A 19,840-nucleotide genomic window follows, 5' to 3' on the forward strand; every position below is an offset into this window, starting at 1 on the left:
CGCATCCGGTAGCTGTGAGAGTTGCCGGATATTTCCCGCTACCCGAATGAGGTCCCGCTGCGATGCGACGAGAGGTCGATCCAATCCCGCCAGGCGATCCGGATCCGACGCCTGGTCAGGTGATGGGGTTCGCCGGCTTGCTCAAGGCGTGGCGCGCAGCCGCCGGCGCGCGTCGAGGGCGGACGATCACGCAGCAGGAAGCTGCGGCGGCTATCAAGCGGTCCGTGCGCTCGTATGGCGCCATAGAGCGGGGCGCGACTGTCCTCAAGCTCGACGGCGACCAGTGTGAGGCTCTCGCCGAGCTGTTGATGCTTAGCCGGGATGAACGTCGAGCCCTCATGCTCCACAGCCTTGGGACCTTGCCGGAGGCGGCACCTCGCAGGCCTGATCCGCGAGTCAAGAAGGCCCTACAGCTCTTCATCGACCAGCAGATGCCCAGCCCTGCCTACCTGAGCGACGGCACCTGGTCCATTCTGGCTTACAACCACACCATGGCGGAGTGGTGGCCGTGGGTAACGGAGCCGGACGCAAACCTTATGAAGTGGGCGCTGCTCTCGCCGGAGGCCCGCGTTCAGTACTCGGACTGGGAGAAGCATGCCGAGGTCTATGTTCGGCTGTTGAAGTTTGCTGTGGCGAGTCGCCGTGGAGACAAAGCCCTGCTGCGGCTCATTTCAGATGTTTGTGCCGATCCGGATGTCGGACGAATTTGGAAGACTCATTATGACCTTGGCGCCGACCGCGACGGCCACGTCTTCCATATGGACGTTCCTGCGCTCGGTGAAACCGTAGAAGTCGTCAGCCACGTCCTGTTTCCGGCAAGCCTGCCCGAGTGCAGGCTCGTCGTCATCACCTGGGTGCAGGGAGACGAGTCGAACAGTCGGCGCATCGACGCCCTGGGCGGTGTGCGCGACGCTTGGGCCGACAGGTCGAGCGGTGTCCGGCATCTCACCCGGGAGTGGAAACGGCCTGCCGAGCTCCCTCGGCGAAGCGCTTCCTGTCGTACACCGGACGAAGCCGCCGCCTTTGCCGGCGACGGTGGTGTCCGCCTTCCTGCTCTTAGTAGGCACGTTGGCCCCGACGTCCGGCTGACCCTTTCACCCTCGAATGCCTCCGTGATCTGGGCGACTCGGAAGAGCGGAAGCTGGGCCGTGGCCGAGTTCAACGCGTCGGCCGTCCTGGCGCGCTTCCCATGCACAGGGGACCCGGACACCACGACTGAGCTCGATGCCCTGATGCGCACCACAATGGCCTGCTCGCAGCAACAGGGTGACCTCAGGAGGCCTCGGGCGACCTCGAGCAGGCGAACTCGATCTACCCGAGCGGGCGTATGTGCGCCGAACGCCGCGGGACTGGTCTAGCAGGAGAGCGACTCAGGCGATGTCGCACGACGAGTCCTCGCGAGCGTCCGCTCGACTCGTGTCGAATGCGGCTGGCTGGTCGCAGCGTTGCCGTCGTTGTCGGCGGACCACAATCTCAAGTCCTTCAGGAGGAGCCGTGCCCCGTTTCACCTACCTGTGTCCTATCCGATGGTCGGACATGGACGCCAACAACCACGTCAACAACGCTGTTTACCCCCGCTATCTCGAAGAGGCGCGGATGAACATGTTCGAAGAGCTTGTGCCCAGCGATCCCACCCAGCGGCTCAGTAAGAACTTCTTCCTGTCAGAGCAATGGATGAAGTTCTCCAAGCCGCTTGTCTACAGCAAGGAGCCGGTGTTGATCGAGGCTTGGGTCACCAGCTTGAAGGGCGTCTCATTCGAACTCGCCTATGAAATCAAGGACGGTGGCGGCCTGTATGTTGCCGCGACCTCCAAGATGGCCGGCTTCGACTCGGTTGCCGGACGAGTCCGTCGATTCGATGACGCCGAACGCGCCGTCCTCGGTGGGTTCCTGGACGAGTCATAGAGCGAGTGCAGGTTGTTTCGCTCGTCCAGCCGTTGCTTCCGGATCCGGTGCTGAAGCAGGCGGATGGCCGCCCGTGATTGCCGGGCTGCAGGCCCTCTGCGGGACTCTGTTCGTACTGAATGCCGGGATCCATTGGGAGTAGCTGGCGCAGGGAAGCATCGCCGGAACCGAGGCCGGCGATGTGGTCGACCGGCAGGCTTCGACGTCGAGATCTACCGCTGCCGCAATACAGTCGAACGCTGCTTCAACCGGCTCGAAGGCTACCGAGGCATTGCAACCCGCTACGAGAAGACCGCCGCCTCGTACGAGGCTGTGGTCACCCTCGCATCGCTCCTGCTCTGGGCTAGATCAATTTGAAGGCGGACCCTAGCACCACCAGTACGACGAAGGGCCCTCCCAGCTCACCACGGGGAGGGCTCTTCCGGCGCCCGTCACTCGCGGTGCCGCGGCCGCCTTAGGTCACCCGGCAGGGGTGGACGTGCACTGGGGGTGGTTGATGCAGTTGAGGTTGGCGCCTTCGAGGTTGGCGCCGGTGAGGTCGGCCTCGGCGAGGTCGGCCTCGGCGAGATTGGCGCGTCTGAGATCAGCGCTGGCGAAGACCGTGTGACGGGCCTTGGCGCTGGAGAGGTTGGCGCCCTCAAGGTTGGCGCCGTTGGCGTTGGCGTTGTCGAGGTTGGCACTGAAGAGGAGGGCGCCCGTTGCCTTCACGCCGGTGAGCTTGGCCTCGCTGAGGTTCGCCTCGGTGAGGTTCGTGTCGGTAAGGGTGGCGTCGGTGAGGTCCGCGGCGGAGAGGTTGGCCCCAAGGAGGTTCGCTCCGGCGAGGTCAGCCTCGGTGAGGTCGGGCTTGACACCGGGGTTGTCCGTACGCCACTGATTCCACTCCGACACGCTCCTCTTGAGCAGAGCGACTTGGTCTGCATCGGCCCGCTGAGAGGCGACGGCCACGCTGAGGGTGGGGGTGGCGTAGGCCGCGGGGACGGTCAGCGCGTAACCGGAGAGGATGAGCGCGGCGATTAGGGTACGGCGGACAGTGATGTTCGTTCGCATCCTGAATTTCTTTCGATTGGGCGAGGTTCCCGTCGGATGACGTGAGCAACTCCAAGCCTGCCCCCCGTAAGGGTCCCTCTCACCTTTGAGGGATGGGAGGCACTCTTTTGGTCGCGGCCGCGATCCTGCGAATGTGTGATAAATGGCTCGCGCCCCGTAGATGGTAGGAGGGGTGGGTAGCGGAGCTGGCCCACCGGGACTACTGCTGCGCATTTTAGAAAGGAAATACGTCAGAGTAGAATTGGTTGACGAAAACCGATTCAAGGCCACTGTTTTTCTGTCCAAATGGTGAGAGGGGTAGGGTCCCTCTTCGAATTGATCTTGTCCAGATCGGGAGGGGTGTGAGGGTGACTGCTGCTTCGTAGGAGGTGGCGGTTTTCTCGTAGCGTGTGGCAACGCCTCGGAAGCCTTTGAGCTGGTTGAAGCAGCGTTCGACCGTGTTGCGGCGGCGGTAGGTTTCGGCGTCATGGTGGGCGACCGCCTCGCCGGCCACGGTTGTGACGGTGGTTTGCCTGGTCGTCCTTCTCCGGGATGGTGGCTCCTATGCCGAGTCTGTGCAGGTAGGCGTGGGAGCCGCGAGGCTGTAGGCCTTGTCGGCGATCACCTGATCCGGCCGACAGGGGGGCCGGCCCGGGCTGGTGCGGGGCACTCGGATGCGCTCGAGCAAGGGGCGTGCACAGATGCTGTCGTGTCGTTGCCCTGGCCTCCTCCGATGCCGCCTTCAGAAGCCAGCGGACCGCCCCGCCGCGACATCGCGGAGGATCGTTTCTGCGTACCCGGCGCTGGCGAGGTGGCCCTCGGCTCGCGCCAGGTCCTCCGGGGTGTCCACGGATAGACCGTCGTCTACGACAGGGATCATCCGCACGGCGTGACCGTGTTCGACGAAGCGCAGCATCTCCACTCCCTCGGCGCGCTCCAGAGGGCCCTGCGGGAGCTGCCGGAAGCGTTGAAGGGCAGCGCCAGTCAAACCGTAGAGGCCCAGCTGGCGGAGGTACCTCGGTCGCTCGCTCTTCGGGTAGGGGATGGGCTGGCGCGAGAACATCAGGGCGTCGCCACAGGCCGTGATGGCGACCTTGACGACGTTGTGGTCCAGGACAGCGCTGACGTCGACCAGCTCGGAGTACGCGTTCACGGCAAGGGCGCCCGGCGGTAGGTGCGACAGAGCCTCAGAGACCGAGTCGATTGCGGCCGGCGAGATGAAGGGCTCGTCTCCTTGGACGTTGATGTACGCCTCGGCCTGAATCCGCTCGGCGACCTCCGCGACGCGGTCGGTGCCCGTGAGGTGCTCACCGGTGCGGATGCATTCGATTCCCAGTTGGTGGCACGCATCTTCGATGCGTTCGTCGTCGGTGGCCACGACGGCGCCGTCGAGGCGTTTGGCCTCCAGGCAGCGTTGGTGGACGTGCCACAACAGTGGCATACCTCCGAGGCGGGCCAACGGCTTGCCGGGGAAGCGCGAAGCGCCCCAGCGGCAGGGGATGACGGCGATGTGCCTACGCGGTGGGGTGCCGGTCGGCAGGGATGTGGTGGCGGCCACAGCGTCCTCCTGGTGGTCGGATGGGGGTGGGAGTTCAGGGCAGCAAGGCGAGCTTGACGATGGCGCTGCACGGCACGTGGGCGGGGAAGGTGTTGAGGCTCGTCGGGTCGTTTGGAGAGACAAGTGCGGCGAACAGCAGGGAGAACGAGCCGTGTTCGTCAGAGTGGCGGGCGAGGTACGCCCCAGCGACAGAGCGGATGTGGTGGATGGAAGGCGGCACCCGGAGTCACCTTTCGAAGTGGTGGAGCCAGGTTCTGGCGATGACGTCGCGGTCGGCCGCCGGCATCTCGTGGAGTCCGGGCTCGAAGCGGCCGTGGCTCAACGCGGCGGTGGCGGCGAGTATCTCGGCCTGCACGAGGTGGATGTACGCGCCGACGGCAGCGCCATGCACGAAGTTGACGGCGCCGCCGTCAGCGAGGACGTAGAAGTAGTGACCGGTGACCTCGTACCGCGTCAGCTGAGTGCTGACGGGGCTGCGCTGGTAGAGGTCGTGGAGGCTTCCGAGTTCGAGTTCGTCCTCGGACGAGGTCACTGATCCGAGGTACGCGCCATTGCGCAAGGAGGCGAAGTCTGCCTGTCGAAGGGCGAGGTTGCCGGTGGCGCACAGGACGAGTTCCGCGTCGCGTACGGCCTCGGCGGTGGACGCGCTGGTGCGGAAGCCGAGGGAGTGCGCCTGGACTCGCTTGATCGGATCGCTGTCGTACACGGTGACGCGCAAGTCTTGGGCCCGCAGGGTTTGTGCGATGGCTCGGCCGATCTTGCCGAAGCCGATGACGCAGGCGTTCCGGCTGGTCAGGATGTCCCCGCGGGCCCGGACGAGCGCGTCAGTGGAGAACACGATCGACCGGCCCACGAGGTGGTCTTCGCAGTCCTTGAGCGGGGAGCGGGCTACGGAGACGAGCGGGCATGCCAAGGAGTCGAGCGCCGCATACCGCTGGTGTCCGTTCTCGGTGTCCTCGACGACGCCGAGGATGCGGCCGGAGAACTTGCTCACGAGGGTGTCGAGGCTCGCCGCGAAATACCCGCCGATGTCCACCAGGACGACGTCCCGGCCCCCAGCTGTCTCCTCCAGGTAGTCCAAGGCCTGGGTGTCGTCCGTGAACCGTTCCCGTGTGAGGTCGTGGACCATGAAGGTGCGGCGTACCTCCTCGAGGGTCGCCTGGTGGATCGACCGGGGCTTGGGCAGCACGGCGCCGACCGTGGACACCGCGGTCATGGCGCGAAGGAACGCCGGGCGCTCGGGGAGCAGATGCGTGATGACCAGGGTTGTGATCGCGTCGCCGGCGGGGAAGTGTGAGGTGATCTGCCGGAAGAAGGCGTCCAGCCTCGCGCGTTCGGGACTCTCCATTGCGTCTCCTCTCGGGCTTCGGGCCGAGGAGTCATGCCGCTCGGGTGTACGGAGCCTGCGCGGCCAGGGCCTGCATGTGGGAGCGCAGGCCGTTGTGGAGATCCACTCGTGGCTGCCAGCCGAGGACCTCCCGGGCGCGACTGGGGTCGGCGCGGGTGAGGAGGACGTCACCGCTGCGCGCGTGGTCCTGCTGGATCTGGATGTCGCGGCCGATGAGGCTGGTGGCGATGTTGATCACTTCCAGCAGGGACGCGTTCGACCCGCCGCCCACGTTGATCGCACCGTGCGCCCCCGGCACCGCGGCAGCGGCGATCGTGGCCGTGACCACGTCATCGATGTAGGTGAAGTCGCGTCGCTGGTGGCCGTCTCCGTACAGCCGCAGCATCTGTCCGGTCAGAGCCGCCTGCAGGGCACGGTGGGTGAACATGTCCGTGCGTTGGCGGGGGCCGTAGACGGTGAAGTACCGGAGGGCGACGACGCTGGGTCCGCCGGGGCGCGCGGCGTATGCGAGGCAGAGCTGCTCCTCGGCCAGCTTGGTCACCGCGTAAGGGGAGGCCGGCTGCGGCCGGTCGGTTTCGATGCTCGCGCCGCCGCCGTTCGGCCCGTAGACGCTGGAGGAGGAAGCGACGACCAGTCGGGGGACGCCGATGCGGGTGCAGGCTTCCAGCACCCGGTGGGTGGCCAGCACGTTGGACGCGAGGTAGTTGCCGAACTGCGGTCCCCAGGAGGGCCGCACGCCAGGGATTCCGGCGAGGTGGAAGACCGCGTCCGCGTCGATCAGGAGAGGGTCGATCGCGCAGTGGAGGAGATCGGCGGTGACGTGGTGGTATCCGGGGAGCGCTCGCAGGACGGCGAGGTTTGCGGCGGCTGTGGGGTCGGTGGACGGATCGCGGCGGTCGACGCCGATCACGGTGGTGCCGGCCTGGACGAGGGCGTGTGCGAGATGGGAGCCGATGAATCCGGCGGAGCCGGTCACCACGGCCCGACGGGGGGTAGCAGTGGCCGGGTGCTGCTCGCGCTGCGGCACGGGAGTCTCCAGAAGGGGTGTGGTCGAAGGGGGGAAGGTCAGGCGAGTCGGGACAGGACGGTTCGGCCGTGTGTGCTCAGGGCGAGGTCGTTCTCTTTGTGGCCCTTGACGAGGGCGGTGGCCGCCTCGATGGCGCCGAAGGACTCCAGGAGCCGTCGTTCGGTGTCGGTCAGTCGGCGTCCGTATCCGTCGAGGAAGGCGGTCCGGAGGTGGGGCGCGGCTTGCCAGCGCCGGAATTCGAGGCGGGCGAAGTCGCGGATGCGTGCGTCGCGTCGCATGTGTTCGAAGTCGTAGATGCCGAAGGCGTCGCCGACCAGCCAGTTACGCGGTTGGTAGTCGAGGTGGCAGACCGCGCTGTCCATGAGGCTGTTGCCCAGGATGGCCGCGTGGCGGTTCAGCAGGTTGTGCTCGGCCCTGCTGATCAGGTCGGAGTGAAGGGCGCGCTCGATCCAGCCGTGGAGGCGCTGCGCCAGCGCTGCGCCGACGGCGCCGCCCTGGGGCATGGAGGTGGCTCGGTGGAGCTTGCCGAGGACGTGGCCGGCCTCGTGGTGGGCCAGTTCCTCTTCCGGTGAGCCCGGCGCCACTGTGTCCGCCCGGACGCCGGCGAGCGCGGTCAGAAGCAGAGCGCGGGTGGCGTCGTGGCGGCCGACCAGCCTCGGGGCGTGCCCGTTCAGATGGGTGCCCCATGTTCGGTAGGCGTGGATTTCCCCCGAGTACCGGTCGTGCTCCGTGTGTTGTTTGGCGACGAAATGGCGCCCGTCGGCGTCCATCACCCGTACGACCCGGGGAGGGAGTAGCGGGTCTGGCACGATCTCGACAGTTCCCACGAGCCTGCGCGCCAGCCGGATCCGCGGGTCGTCCGCCACCGTCATCACGAGGCTGCCTCCGGCGTGAGGTGCTCGGTGTCGTTGTGACGGTCGAGCATCCAGCGGGTCTGGCCGAGGCGGTTGTGGTGCTCCTGCCAACGGGTGATGGAGGCGTGGTCGACCGTGAAGCCCGAAGGCGAGCCGATCGGAATGCCGAGGAGCAGGGTATGGGCGGTGATCACGGTCTCGCCGTGAGCGGCGAAGAGGACGCGCTGTCCCTGGTGCTGGTCGATGATTTCACGCAGGAAGCTGCTGGAGCGTTCCAGGTAGTTGTTCCAGGTGTCGGAGCCGGCGGCCCACTGCCTGTTCGGGTGGGCGTGGGGGCCGCCGTCCGCGGCGGTCTTCACCGTGAACCAGGGCTTGCCGTCGGCGTCGCCGTGGGCGGGTCCGTCGAGGCGTTCGTCGGTGGACATGGGTATCTGCAGGGCCTGGCTGATGATCTCGCCGCTCTGGATCAGCCGGACGCGCGGGCCGGTGTAGACGAGGTCGAAGGGCTGTCTCTGGTGCTCGGCGGCCAGACGGTGTGCGGCCTGCTCGACCTGGGCGTACCCGCGGTCGGTCAGCCCGGTGCAGGTGCGCGGCCCGCCGACGAGACCATCGGCGTTGCACTGGGCCTGGCCGTGCCGTACGAAGACGAGTTCGGTGGTGATCATGAGGTTCCTCGGGGGCGAGGGCGTATCGGCCAGCTGTAGTGGTAACCGTTGCGCCCGGCGTAGGGGGCGTTCAGGACGGCGTGCAGGGCGAGGAAGTCGTCGAGGCGTTCGCGGTCCGTCGATCCGAGGCGTACGCCGTAGCGCCCGGCCGCCATGTTGTAGGCGGACAGGGCGGCGTTGATGACCTGGTCCGGGAGCGGTCCGTACGTCAGATGGAGCGTCGTGATCAGCTTCGCGAGGTCGTAGCCCATAGGCGCGAGGGACAGGTCGTCGGTGTCGACCGTGACGATGTCCCCGGTCACGGTGATGATGAAGTTCCGGGGGTTGCTGTCCTTGTAGAAGGCAGAGGGACCTTGTGCTGTCTCTTCCAGCAGGCCGAGCATCGCGTACAGGGCCACTTTGTCCGGCAGGTAGCCCTCCGCGTGGCGGCGTCGGAGAGCAGCCTCTCGCGGCCCGAGGTAGGCATCGAAATCCGTGCCGTCCTGGAAGCGATGCGGGGTGTTCAACGACGCCGTCTGGAGGTCACTACTCCAGGCGGCGCCATGTGCGTGACCCAGGAGTTCCGCCATGCGCGGGAGGTCCTCCGGACGCACGGGGCGGCCCTCGATCCTCTCGAACGTCAGGGCGTGGCAGGCCGTGGAGATGAGCGCCGGCTGGCGAAGCGGCTTCGCGTGCTGGCCGATCCACCGGTAGTGGCGGACCGCCGCAGCGGTGCGCTCCGGCGTCGGGTAGCGCTTGGTGAAGTGCAGCGGAGTCATGCCGGGCCTCTCTTCGGCTGGGCGATGACGAAGGTGATGAGGGACCTGGTGGTGAGTGGTTGGTCCGGAAGGAACTCGTGCAGGGCGGCAGCCAGCACCCCGGGGTTGCCGTACAGGCCGGGTGCGAGGTCGTACTTGGGGTTCGTGGCCAGGTACTGCGCCGTGTGTTCGTGCCCGTCGAAGGTGAAGGTGTGCTCCTCGTTCTGGACGATGACCACGTCGAGCGAGGAGGCCGCCAGATCGGCGAGGTTGCCGCTGTGCGCGCTGGCGTAGAGGCTCTCGTGCTGTTCAGCCCGCAAGTCGAGCCCGGCCCTGGCGACCAGTTGGTCCATATCGCGGTAGCTGTCGAGCCCCTTGGTGACGAGCACGGCCAAGCCCCCGGGCGCTAGAACCCTGGTGATCTCCGCGACGACGTCCTTGGGCTGCGGCGAGTGGTAGAGGCAGAACGCGGCGACGGCGACGTCGCACGACCCGGCGGGCAACGGGAGGGCGTGGAAGTCCCCTTCGAGGAACTCCAGCGCGATGTCGGGCAGCTCGTTGGCGCGCTCGCGGGCATGGGCGAGTAGGGACGGGGCGGCGTCCAGGCCAACGACGCGTTGCGGCCGAAGCCGCTCGGCGATGACCAGGCTGCTCGTCCCGCGCCCGCAGCCGATGTCGAGCACGACGTCGAGCTGGTCCGGATGCGCGTGGTGGCTCTGCACCAGGCCGACGATCGTCTCGGGCACGGGGCGGCCGACGGCCTTCGCGCGCATCAGGGCGCTGGTCCGGCCGGCCAGTCGGGAGGCATGCCCGTACAGCTCCCGCTGACGAGCGGGGTCCAGGAACGGGTTGGGTTTGCTCACACCGCACCCCCTGTACGGGGGCGCGGGCCCTTCAGGACTGCTCGGCGGCGGCTTTCCGTAGCCAACGGCGCGTCTGGCGCCGGTTGGCCAGCAGTACCACGTCGGCTCCAGCGGCGAACTCCTCGATCTTCGCCAGCACCCGGGGCCGCATCTTGCGGCGGTACGTGGCGACGTACTTGATCACGCCCCAGTGGATGCGGTTGTGCACGCCGTTGCCCTTGTGCCCGGACCCGTGCCGGATCTGCCGGGAGAAGATCCCGTACAGCGCTGCCACGGTCGATACGTCCATCAGGACCACCGTGTCGCAGGCTTCGAGCCGCACCTGCAGCGTCGAGTTGTAGTTGCCGTCGATCACCCACCGCGGCTGCGAGACAAGCTCGCGCTGCACTTCGGTGAACTTGTCCACGGGCAGCGCGTTCCACTCGTCGTCGTAGAACGCGGCGTCCAGGTGCGTCACCGGGGCATCGAGGATCGTGCCCAGTTCGCGGGCCACGTGGGATTTGCCGCTGCCTCCGCAGCCGACGATGGCGACCTTCTTCATGGTGCTCCAGCGTAGAGAGGTCCGGGTGTCCGGCGGGACCATCCTCCAGGACGCGTTCGGATGATCCAGGCGCCATGGCCTGTGGAGCGGTCTGCATCATGCAGCTCCTCGCTCGGTCGCACTGGGTCGGACGAGCCCGTCCAGGACGGATTCCAGGGTGTCGACCTGCTTGCTCAGGTCGAACACGTGCAGGCGGTCCACGCACGTGGCGATCAAGTCAGCGTGCTGCTGCGTGCCGGCGATCTCGCGGAGGTAGGAGAGCCGTTCGATCACGTCCCGTCCGGAACTCACGATCAGCTCGCCCGGGACGAACCGGTCGACGTAGCGGATGTCCGCGGGGGCCAGGGGCAGGCATCCGGCGAGCACGGCCTCGAAAATGCGCTGGGTCATCTGCCCCACGGCGGAGTACCGCTCGGGCAGCATGAGAACCGTGGCCAAGGACCGGCCATAGACGCCGGCGGCGGCCTCGTACGGGATCCGGCCCAGGAAGCGGACGTGCCGCCAGCGGTCGGTCTTCGTCCACTTTCCGGCGACCACGTGCTCGACGCGGGCGGCGGCTGGGGCGAAGAAGCGGTCGAAGGGCTCGTCGCGGTCGTACTGGTTGCCCACGTAGCTGAGCTCCAGGTCCCGCGGCCGTGCCGCGAGGGCTGCGGGGTCTGCCTGGGCGAGGAGGCCCTCGGCGACGGGGAAGAGCAAGGAGTGCGCGCCGTGGGTCGGTGCGAGGGCGGCCTCACAGACGCGGGTGTGGGCGGTACGCCGCCACACGCTCTCGGTCCGCAGGGTGCGGTCCTTGTCCCAGATGACGGTGGGTGTCTGGTGACGCACGGTGTAGTGGTTGATGAGCTGGGCTTGGCGGTGCAGGTCGCAGGTGTGCCCCTCGCTCCCGCACACGGTGGTGTTGCGGCCGGTGATCGCCCAGCGCCACTCCAGGAACAGGGCGTCGATGTCCGGAACGCCGTAGTCGAAGGTGTACGCGCTGCCGAGGTCGTCGCCTGCTTCGAGGAGGTCGCGGTCGGCCTGCAGGAAGACGATGTCGTGCCCGCGGGCGAGGAGGGCGTCGATGAAGGGGCGGCGGTGGCTGCGGCCCCCATCGGGGGTGTCGGTGATGCCGTTGCCGAGGAAGCCCCAGAAGCTGTATCCGATCTTCACTTGGTGATCCACCGCCCTTCAAGGAGCAGGGCGTCGAGTCCCGAGTTGGCCAGGCAGTCCAGGGCCATCTCCGGTGTCCCGCAGATCGGCTTGCCCTTGACATTGAGGGAGGTGTTGATCAGCACGGGCACACCGGTACGGCGGCCGAAGGCGGTCAGGACCGCGTGCATGAACGGATTTTGCTCCTTGGTGACGGTCTGGAGACGGGAGGTGCCGTTGGCGTGCACGATGGCCGGCACCTGGTCCCGCGCCTTGTCCGTCACGCCGGAGGCCATGGACATGTACGGCGCTTGCTGGCCGAGAGTGAAGAACTCTCCGGCGTGCTCAGCCAGGACGATGGGGGCGAAGGGCCTGAACGGCTCGCGGAACTTCACAGTGGCGTTCAGCCGCTGGACGACATCGGGTTCCAGCGGGGAGGCGAGGATCGAGCGGTTGCCCAGGGCGCGCGGCCCGGCTTCGACGGCCCCCTGGAACAGGCCGACGATGGTGCCGTGGGCCAGCTGGTCGGCGAGGAACTCCGCGGTTTCGATGCCCGGGGTCTTCTGATGAAGGCCGGGCCAGGGGGTGAGGTCGAGGGGCTGGTCCTCGTAGGACGGGCCGAGGTAGCAGGTGCGGGCGATGCCGGCCACCGGGCTGGGGCTGCGGCCGTCGAGGTGCACGGCGAGGGCGGCGCCGATCGCGGTGCCGGCGTCGCCGGGCGCGGGAGGTACGAAGACCTCGTCGAAGATGCCGGCCTCGATGATCCGGCCGATGCTCACGCAGTTGGTGGCCACACCTCCTCCCACGCACAGGCGCGGGGAGTCGGTGAGCACGCGCGCGCGTCGGGCCAGGTGAACCATGACCTGTTCGGTCCGCTCCTGGAGGGCCGCTGCCAGGTCCTTGTGCACTTCGGCCAGGGGCTCGCTCGGGTGCCGTTCGGGGCAGGTTTCGGTGACGAAGCACCGGGACGTCCGGGGGTATCCCGACGTGAGGGTGCGCGTGGGGAAGTAGGCCGGATTGATGTGGAAGCCGGTTGCGGTCGTGCGGACGGCCTCGGCGAACAGGTGGCGGAAGCGGGCGGGGTCTCCGAGGGCGGCCAGCGCCATGACGGTGCCCTCCTCGTCGCCCCGCCGCCAGCCCAGGTGCTCGGTGACGGCGCCGTACACGTACCCGAGGGAGGCCGGGTCGTTGATCGCCTCCAGGGTCTGCGTCCGACGGCGGAGCGCGGTGTGTCCGCGGGCGATGGTGGTGGTCTGCCGCTCTCCGATGCTGTCGACCACGAGCACGGCGGCTTCGTCCCAGCCCGAGGCGGCGAAGGCCGTGAGCTGGTGGGCGCGGTGGTGCAGGACGGGCGTGACGCGGGCGGAGGGGAACTGCCGGCCGATCATGCGCAGGCGACGCTGGGTGCGCACGGCCACTTTGGCGAACCCGTGTGCTCGGGCCATGGCCCGGTCGCGCGTCGCCGGGGCGAGCGCCATGCGAAGGGCTGCGGGTGATTCGGAGAGGTAGCGGGCGGGCTGGAAGTTGTAGGCGACGGCGTTCACGTCGGCGGCGGTGAGCTTGGCCTGGTCGAGCAGCCACGTGATCGCGCGGGCGGGGTATGCCCTGGTGTGCTTCTGCTCGGAGAGGCGTTCTTCCTCCACGAAGCCGATCAGTTCGCCGCCCATCAGCAGGGCAGCCGACGAGTCGTGGGTGTACGAGCACAGGCCGAGGACGACCGAGGGGGTTCGCTTCATGACGGTGCTCACCTCGCCCCGGCAGTCGCGGCGGGCTGGCGGGTGCGCCGCTTCAGCTCGCCGTACCAGGCGGTGAGGGTCTGGCCGAGGGGACCTTCGATCCGGTCGGCCTCCCGGCACGCCTGCTCACGCTGTCCGCCCTTCCACAACCGGTAGCTGCACAACGTCTGGGCCATTGCATCCCAGCCGGGATGGCCGGTCGCATTGCGGGCCTCGACCTTGTGGAGCAGTCCGTCGAAGCCCTTCCACGGCGTCCGCAGATCCGGCATGACCGGGCTCGCCGCGAGCGAGGCCAGTTGCTCGGCCCGCTCGACATGGTTGTCGTACATATGGAGCGAGCCGATGTGCAGGTGGAAGTCTCCCAGCTCCGCGTCGAGCCATCCGGCCACCAGCTCGTGCAGCACGGTGTAGAAGAACACGTCGTACGGCATGCCGATCCACACGTCTTGGCCGCGCATCGTGGTCGCCATGTGCAGACGGCCGGCACGCAGGTGGAAGCGAAAGCCGAGGGTGCAGGGCACGTCCTTGTGCCCCGCGGCGTCCTGGGCCGGGTCGTAGAGCTGGATCAGGGCCCGCCGGGAGTCGCGGTCCTCCTTCAGGATCTCCACAACGCGGGCCAGTTGGTCCACCTTGCCGCCCCAGTTCCGCATCCTGGGCCCGTACGCGCCCAGCAGTACGCCGTCGTCGGCGTACTCGCGGAGCCGGGCGTTGTAGTCAAAGATCCACGGCGCGTCGGAGCCGGACAAGTGCCAGACCGTCTCGGCGACCGCGAAGGCCGGGTTCACGATCCTGGCCGGGGGTGCGTAGAGGAGACGGGCGCGCGGCTGGGTGAGCAGCAGGTGGACGTCGCGGACTTCCCGGGTGGCCATGCCCCGGGGGCTGACCTGCTCGCCGGACTTGGCCAGTGAGACAGCGCCGGCGAACAGCTCGGCCATGCTGTCGGCAGTGAGGTGCGTCATGGGGTAGGGACTCCTTTGCCCTGGGGCGGCACAGAGGCCGCGCCGTGGGCATGGTGGTGGAGGTGAGCGGAAGACATGGCACGGGCTTCGGCACGCTGGATGATGAGACGGGCGACCCGGGCGGCACTGTCACCGCGCCACCGGCACACGGCGTCCGTGGCCGTCTGCGGGACAGGCGGGCGGGGATCGCGCAGGGCAGAGAGCACTCCGGCGACGTCGTGGGCGTCGCTGCACCGTTTCGCGAGGCCATGGCTGGCCAGGTCCAGCGTGCGTTCGCCCGGTGAGCCGATTTCGAGGACCGGAACGCCAAGGAGCGCGGCCTCGATCCCGCACGTCGAGTACGCACTCGCCAGCACGTCGGCACCGGCGAGGCAGCCGCGGGCGCCGACGCGCGGATTGGCGATGGCCACGAGGGGCCTTCCGGCCCTCCGGAGCAGCGACGAGAAGACGTCGGGGCTCTGTGCCGGATGCGGGGCGATCACGAGCCCCCAGTCGCTGCCCGCCGCCCGTAGTCCCTCCAGGAGAAGATCTGCCTGGGACTTGAGTCGATCGGGGCCAAACGGCTGGCAGGCCCATACCGCGATCCGGGCAGGAGCACGGCGGTTGCCGGATGCCAGCAGGGTCTCCAGGTACCACCGCTGCGCCTCACGGCTGAGGCCGGCGAGTGCATCGAAACGGGGCTGTCCCAGTACGTGCACTTCTGTGTCGGGGTGGTGTGCCCAGGCTGCCGCCAGCGGGCGGTCCCGTTCCCCCATGACTACGACGTCGCGACTGTGCAGAGTCGGCCGTGCCGCCGACTCCGCCGTCCATGCTCCGTGCTGGACGTGCACCGTATTCGCGCCGTGGCGTTCCGCCGCGTGTACGGCCAGCGCGCCCAGCGGGCTGGTGTCGTTGCTGAGTAGGACGGTATGCGGCCGGGTTGCGGAGAGGACGCCGTCCAGCCATGTTTCCAGCTGTACGAGGGTGCGCCACGAGGGCTGTGTGCACCCTCCACTTGATTCCAGAAGCACGGACAAGAGCGCAACCACTCGGGCGAGTTCGACTGAGTGGTTCTTAATGCGGACCGTGTGGTGGTCCTCGGGCAGGTAGAGGTTCTCAGCGGTGCCGGAAAGGGCGAAGAGGTCACTCGGCGGCGTAAACAGGCCGATGCCCGATCCCACCGGTGCCGGGTATCGTTCCGCCGGGTCGGTGGCGAGGTCGAGCATGAGGCTCGTCCGCCCGTCGCGCTCCAGCTCGACGAGCACCGGCATCAGGGTCGCCGCATGACGGGAGGACCAGGACAGAGCGACGACGTCCTTCTGGCGCAGATCTGAGGGGAGCAGGTTTGACTCCGTAGGCGCCGTGCCGGTCCGGGAGAGATCGCGTAACTGGGCTGAGCAGCAAGGGATTTCCGCGGCCGCTGCTCCGAGGAGGTAGGCGATGCCGGACCAGGTAACGGTGTAGGCGAGGTACTCCCTCGAGCTGCTCGAACGCAGACCGACGAGCCCTTCGTGTGGGGCAAGGGCCACGGGCCCGGGAGAAGTCGCGAACGGCTCCCAGGCGCTCAGGGCGAGCAGTTTGCGCAGGATCTCGGCCACGAAGCGCCGAACGGGAACGTGCTGGACATGTAGCCAGCTGGCCCCACGGGGCGTGGAGACGAGCCCGGCGCTGGTGCTCTCCAAGGCGGCCATTACGGTCTCGACGAGGTTGCGCAGTTCGCCGCGGTCGAGGGGTACGGCTTCCAGCTCAGCCGTCTCGACGCAGTCGGTCTCTACGTTGCCGAGGGCGTCGCCGCCGACGAGAGCCCATCGCGCCTGGCCGCCGAGGTCGGAGCGGACCAGACATAGGCCGCCGGTCTGACGGGTATTCACACCAAGCTCCCTGCGGCCGATGGCTCGGACGGCCCGGCGGACTGGAGGAGCTGCAGCAGCTCCTGCGGTGACGCGACGGTTTCCGGAAGGGGTGAGGTGGGCTGGCCGTATCCCCAGCCCGCGTGGATGTAGGCGACTCCGGCGCGCGCCGCAGCCTCTTGGTCGACTGACATGTCTCCCACATACGTGGCCGCAGAGGGGTCGATCCCTAGATCGATCAGGGCCAGCAGAATCGGGTCCGGCGCCGGCTTCGCGCGTCCCGCGCTGTCCGGTGTCCGGATGGTGGCGAACGGGCAGCCGAGTTGGGCGAGCAGCGGTGCGGCACGGTCCAGGGGCTTGGACGTCACGACTCCCAGCCGCCAGTCCGCGGCAGCGAAGGCGTGGAGGACTTCTGCCATGCCGACGAACTGTTGGGCCAGATGCGAGGCGCCCCGGGACGCCGACTCGTACGTCTCGAAGACGAGCTCGGCGTCCCGCACTCCGAGGCGGCGCATGATGTCACTGAACTCGCGCCCCAGGTGGCGCTCATACGAGGCGAAGGGCATGTCGAGGCCATGAGCGACTTGGACCTCGTGCCAAGCCTTCTCCATGACCGGCCGGGTGTCGAGAAGGACGCCATCGAGGTCGAGAAGGAGGGCGCGGGGTGTGTCGTCCGCACGCTGCCTCTCTCCTGTTGCGTATCTGGATGTGACCGGAGCAGGTGGTGCTGTTGGGGTGGGGGCGGTCATGGGCCCTCTCTTGGGGGCTTCAGCGGGGGAAACGGTCATGAGGTAGTGGCGAGCGCGGGGATCAGGCGGAGCGGGGCGATGATCTGCCCGTCGGGCAGCAGGGCGCCGGTGTCGTCGAAGACGATCAAGCCGTTGCACAGGAGGCTCCAGCCCTGCTCGACGGCATCGGCCACGCGAAGGGCTCTCTCCCGGTCTCCAGACGCGGCTTTCGGGCAGGGCGGTTGGTGCTCGCACATGAGGTGTCCTCAGAGGCTGTGGAGCCACGGCGGGGTGCCGGGGCGGACGTGTGACCGGTGATGCGCACCTGGTACGCGGCGGCTTAGGGCGCGTCGCCGGCGAGATCGAAGATCGCCCCTGCCGCCGCGGCCAGGAGGCGCACGTAGCCCAGATCGGTCCGAGCGGCCGTCGGGCTGCTGAGCAGGCGCCGCGCTCGGCTGAGTGCCTCGGCCATCGCCTCTTCCTCCGCTGCCCCCGGTTCCACCGCCTGCCGATGGATTGCCAGAAGCCTCGGTGCGCAACTGTCGAGGGTGTGCAGAACTCCATGAAGCTCCGTGATGAGTGCCGGAAGCTCGTCCGAGGTTGGAGCTGAAGGACCAGTCACCAACTCCAGGGCGTCCCAAGTACGGGAGGCCTCCGATAAGGAGGTCAGCTCCCGGGCGCGCGTCAGTCCGTTGATGAAGTGGAGAAGGTCCTTTGGCGAACTCAGCTGGGAGGCGGTGGAGACGGACATGGCGACACCTCGGTGAGACGACGTGAAGGGGGCGGAGACGTGCCGGAGGTCGGACGGGAGAACTAGCCAGTCGGTGTGTTGGCCAGAGCGGTCCGCAGTACCGGCAGGAGCCGGACACCGTTGGTCAGCGGGACGGGCTTGGGCTCTGCCAGCTCCCAGGGCCAGGTATCCCAGCGCGCTCCCCTCGAAGGGGGCAGGGCGATACGGCCGCCAGGGCCGGACTCAACGCGAACATCGACTACGGCCGTGAGGGGCCGGGCGGTCTCTGGTTCGACGAGCAGCACCTTTTCTCCGTTGCCGTACGTCAGGGCAGGAATCGGAGCGAGGGCTGCATCACGACGGTCGGCGAGCACCAGCACATCCGAGCCCAGCGCGGCCGGCACGAAGACCGCATCGAACGCGGAGCAGGTGGTGTGCAGCATGTGCTCCCGCTCGCCCATCAGCTGGAGCGCACGCCCGGCCGAGACGATCTCGGTGCCGACGATCAGGGGCCAGGAGAGCAGGTCCTCGTAGGCGCGGATCAAGGCGGCACCGTCGCGGTTCGTTGGCGGCCAGAGCGTCACCATCATGAATCCCTTCTCATGGACGTTGGGCAGCCCGTTCGGGCCATTGCGCCGGATTCCCCTTCATGAGGCGGGTGTTGGGGGCTAGCTTCCTGATGAGGAAACCGCGCCGCCGGGGCGGCGGGTATCCCTGAGTCGACAGCGAGGCTGCTAACGCTGCTAAAGATCGTTTTCTGGGATGGGAGCGGACCATGCCGCGTACCCGTAACAACGCCTTGGCAGAGGTCATCCGTGAGGCAGGCTGGTCGCAGGAGCAGACCGCCGCCCACTTCCGCCGAGCAGCGGCGGAAGCCGGCCACGCGGATCTCCTACGTGTCGCGCGTACCCACGTTTCGCAGTGGGTGCTCGGATCGCGCCCGGACGCCAAAACGGCATCTATCTTGTGCGAGACGCTGTCGCGACGGCTCGGCCGTGCGGTCACCCCTGCGCAGATCGGCCTTGATCACGTGCCGGATCCCGATCAACTGGGCGGGCCAGGCTGGGACGTGGCGACAATGATCGCACTGGCCGATCTGGCACATCACGGGGGACAAGGCATGGACATGACCCGCCGACAGGTACTCGCGGATTCGGCCTACTCGGCTGCCGGAGCCGCAGTCCCGTCCGAGACCTGGTGGGGCAAGACCCTCGAAGAGGCGCGAAGCCGCCCGGCACTGTCCCGGCTGACGGTGACTCCCGCCCACGTCGAGGCGCTACGGGACGCCATGGAGTACTTCTCCCGCCAGGACCAGCGCCTCGGCGGCCGTGCCGGCCGCGGCGCGCTGACCTCCTACCTCACCAACGACGTTGCCGCCTTCGTCTCCGCACGGATTCCCACGGAGGAGCTGCGCACCGAGCTCATGTCGGCCGCGGCTGAGCTCGTGTACTTGGCCGGCTGGATGAGCTTCGACTCCGGAGACCATGCCATCGCCCAACGCCACTTCGGCATCGCCCTGCGTCTGGCCGCCGAAGCGGACAACGGACCGCTCGCGGGCCACATCCTGAGAGCGGCCGCCCACCAGGCCGTCGACCTCCACCATCCTGCCCGCGCCCTCGAACTCGCCGAAGGCTCGCTCGGGCAACGCCGCTATGCCCAGGCGGCCCCCCGAGAGCGGGCGCTCCTCGGAGTCGTACACGCCCGCGCCCTTGCGCTCGCCGGGAGGCGGAAAGAAGCCCGAGTCGCACTCCAGCAGGCGGAGAGCGATCTCACCCAGGCTGACGGCGCCGACGCCCCGGCCCGGGTCACCTTCTTCGGTGAAGCCGCGCTCGCACACGAAACCGCCGCAGCACTGCGCGACATGGGCGACCTCCCCGCCGCCGAAGCGCAGTTCCGGCACAGCGTTCGGACCCGCGCCCTGCCCTACTCCCGAACACATGCCGTCACCCTGGGCTACCTCGGCGCCGTCCAAGCACAACAGGGCCACGTCGATGCCGCCTGTGCCACCTGGAACCGGGCCCTGGACGTCGTCTCCGCCGGAGTCCAGTCCGGCCGCGTCTACGACACCGTCGTCCAGATGCGCCGAACGCTCTCCCCGGTGCTCGCGCGAGGTGGCCGGACAGCCGCCGAGGTGGACTCCCGTGCCCGCGAAGTCCTGCGCACCGTAGGCTGACGCCGCCAGCACATCGCCCGCCCCCATCGGTCG

General features: G+C 68.1%; 22 protein-coding genes and 1 pseudogene. 4 read left to right on the forward strand and 19 right to left on the reverse strand.

Annotated features, from left to right (window positions below):
• The first annotated feature begins 62 nt into the window (after positions 1-62).
• The 3 genes from OG490_RS36740 to OG490_RS36750 all read left to right on the forward strand — a co-directional run bounded on the left by OG490_RS36740 (position 63) and on the right by OG490_RS36750 (position 2,262).
• Positions 63-1,358 carry an MmyB family transcriptional regulator gene (locus OG490_RS36740; RefSeq protein WP_330300603.1) on the forward strand — a complete coding sequence of 432 codons (1,296 nt, stop codon included), beginning with the start codon at positions 63-65 and terminating at the stop codon, positions 1,356-1,358.
• 19 nt (positions 1,359-1,377) lie between these two features.
• Positions 1,378-1,905, forward strand: a complete 528-nt coding sequence (locus OG490_RS36745) for an acyl-CoA thioesterase (protein WP_330300604.1) — start codon at positions 1,378-1,380, stop codon at positions 1,903-1,905.
• A gap of 63 nt (positions 1,906-1,968) precedes the next feature.
• A complete protein-coding gene (locus OG490_RS36750; protein ID WP_330300605.1) occupies positions 1,969-2,262 on the forward strand; it encodes a transposase in 294 nt (97 codons plus the stop codon).
• A gap of 102 nt (positions 2,263-2,364) precedes the next feature.
• Here OG490_RS36750 and OG490_RS36755 read toward each other — a convergent pair whose 3' ends face one another.
• The 19 genes and pseudogenes from OG490_RS36755 to OG490_RS36845 form a co-directional block, all read right to left on the reverse strand.
• Positions 2,365-2,952, reverse strand: a complete 588-nt coding sequence (locus OG490_RS36755; protein WP_330300606.1) for a pentapeptide repeat-containing protein — start codon at positions 2,950-2,952, stop codon at positions 2,365-2,367.
• Between the two features lie 214 nt (positions 2,953-3,166).
• Positions 3,167-3,454 (reverse strand): annotated as a pseudogene (locus OG490_RS36760) (hypothetical protein); the annotation flags it as partial.
• 219 nt (positions 3,455-3,673) lie between these two features.
• Complete coding sequence (locus tag OG490_RS36765; RefSeq protein WP_330300607.1) at positions 3,674-4,489, reverse strand: 3-deoxy-manno-octulosonate cytidylyltransferase; 816 nt, start codon at positions 4,487-4,489, stop codon at positions 3,674-3,676.
• Positions 4,490-4,523: 34 nt separating this feature from the next.
• On the reverse strand, positions 4,524-4,709 hold the full coding sequence (locus tag OG490_RS36770; protein WP_330300608.1) for a hypothetical protein: 186 nt from the start codon (positions 4,707-4,709) through the stop codon (positions 4,524-4,526).
• Positions 4,710-4,715: 6 nt separating this feature from the next.
• Entirely contained in the window at positions 4,716-5,837 is a 1,122-nt protein-coding gene (locus OG490_RS36775; protein WP_330300609.1) for an adenosylhomocysteinase, read from the reverse strand.
• 31 nt (positions 5,838-5,868) lie between these two features.
• Positions 5,869-6,864: an NAD-dependent epimerase/dehydratase family protein gene (locus tag OG490_RS36780; RefSeq protein WP_330300610.1), complete on the reverse strand. Its 996-nt coding sequence runs from the start codon at positions 6,862-6,864 to the stop codon at positions 5,869-5,871.
• 38 nt (positions 6,865-6,902) lie between these two features.
• Positions 6,903-7,673 (reverse strand): phosphotransferase, encoded by a 771-nt coding sequence (locus tag OG490_RS36785; RefSeq protein WP_330300611.1) that lies wholly within the window; start codon positions 7,671-7,673, stop codon positions 6,903-6,905.
• Between the two features lie 62 nt (positions 7,674-7,735).
• A complete protein-coding gene (locus tag OG490_RS36790) occupies positions 7,736-8,383 on the reverse strand; it encodes a histidine phosphatase family protein (protein ID WP_330300612.1) in 648 nt (215 codons plus the stop codon).
• The gene (locus OG490_RS36795) at positions 8,380-9,141 is read right to left on the reverse strand and encodes a phosphotransferase (protein ID WP_330300613.1); all 762 of its coding nucleotides are present in this window, start codon (positions 9,139-9,141) and stop codon (positions 8,380-8,382) included. Before OG490_RS36795 ends, OG490_RS36790 begins: the two co-directional genes overlap by 4 nt.
• On the reverse strand, positions 9,138-9,983 hold the full coding sequence (locus OG490_RS36800) for a class I SAM-dependent methyltransferase (RefSeq protein ID WP_330300614.1): 846 nt from the start codon (positions 9,981-9,983) through the stop codon (positions 9,138-9,140). The genes OG490_RS36795 and OG490_RS36800 overlap by 4 nt, the downstream gene beginning before the upstream one ends.
• Before the next feature lie 31 nt (positions 9,984-10,014).
• On the reverse strand, positions 10,015-10,524 hold the full coding sequence (locus tag OG490_RS36805; RefSeq protein WP_330300615.1) for a topology modulation protein: 510 nt from the start codon (positions 10,522-10,524) through the stop codon (positions 10,015-10,017).
• Positions 10,525-10,620: 96 nt separating this feature from the next.
• Positions 10,621-11,673, reverse strand: coding sequence for a glycosyltransferase family protein (locus OG490_RS36810; RefSeq protein WP_330300616.1), 1,053 nt, complete (start codon positions 11,671-11,673; stop codon positions 10,621-10,623).
• The gene (locus OG490_RS36815; protein ID WP_330300617.1) at positions 11,670-13,388 is read right to left on the reverse strand and encodes a carbamoyltransferase family protein; all 1,719 of its coding nucleotides are present in this window, start codon (positions 13,386-13,388) and stop codon (positions 11,670-11,672) included. The genes OG490_RS36810 and OG490_RS36815 overlap by 4 nt, the downstream gene beginning before the upstream one ends.
• An 8-nt stretch (positions 13,389-13,396) precedes the next feature.
• Positions 13,397-14,347 carry a thymidylate synthase gene (locus OG490_RS36820; RefSeq protein ID WP_330300618.1) on the reverse strand — a complete coding sequence of 317 codons (951 nt, stop codon included), beginning with the start codon at positions 14,345-14,347 and terminating at the stop codon, positions 13,397-13,399.
• The gene (locus tag OG490_RS36825) at positions 14,344-16,197 is read right to left on the reverse strand and encodes a hypothetical protein (RefSeq protein WP_330300619.1); all 1,854 of its coding nucleotides are present in this window, start codon (positions 16,195-16,197) and stop codon (positions 14,344-14,346) included. Before OG490_RS36825 ends, OG490_RS36820 begins: the two co-directional genes overlap by 4 nt.
• Positions 16,194-16,964 (reverse strand): HAD family hydrolase, encoded by a 771-nt coding sequence (locus OG490_RS36830; protein WP_330300620.1) that lies wholly within the window; start codon positions 16,962-16,964, stop codon positions 16,194-16,196. Before OG490_RS36830 ends, OG490_RS36825 begins: the two co-directional genes overlap by 4 nt.
• The gene (locus OG490_RS36835) at positions 16,961-17,161 is read right to left on the reverse strand and encodes a DUF5999 family protein (protein WP_330300621.1); all 201 of its coding nucleotides are present in this window, start codon (positions 17,159-17,161) and stop codon (positions 16,961-16,963) included. Before OG490_RS36835 ends, OG490_RS36830 begins: the two co-directional genes overlap by 4 nt.
• Positions 17,162-17,244: 83 nt before the next feature.
• Positions 17,245-17,655 carry a hypothetical protein gene (locus OG490_RS36840; protein WP_330300622.1) on the reverse strand — a complete coding sequence of 137 codons (411 nt, stop codon included), beginning with the start codon at positions 17,653-17,655 and terminating at the stop codon, positions 17,245-17,247.
• A 62-nt stretch (positions 17,656-17,717) separates the two neighbouring features.
• Positions 17,718-18,224 (reverse strand): hypothetical protein, encoded by a 507-nt coding sequence (locus OG490_RS36845; protein ID WP_330300623.1) that lies wholly within the window; start codon positions 18,222-18,224, stop codon positions 17,718-17,720.
• Between the two features lie 536 nt (positions 18,225-18,760).
• Between OG490_RS36845 and OG490_RS36850 the strand changes: the two genes are divergently transcribed.
• Positions 18,761-19,807: a Tat pathway signal protein gene (locus tag OG490_RS36850; RefSeq protein WP_330300624.1), complete on the forward strand. Its 1,047-nt coding sequence runs from the start codon at positions 18,761-18,763 to the stop codon at positions 19,805-19,807.
• Positions 19,808-19,840: the final 33 nt, after the last annotated feature.

The organism is Streptomyces sp. NBC_00503 (assembly GCF_036346895.1).
GTDB lineage: Bacteria > Actinomycetota > Actinomycetes > Streptomycetales > Streptomycetaceae > Streptomyces.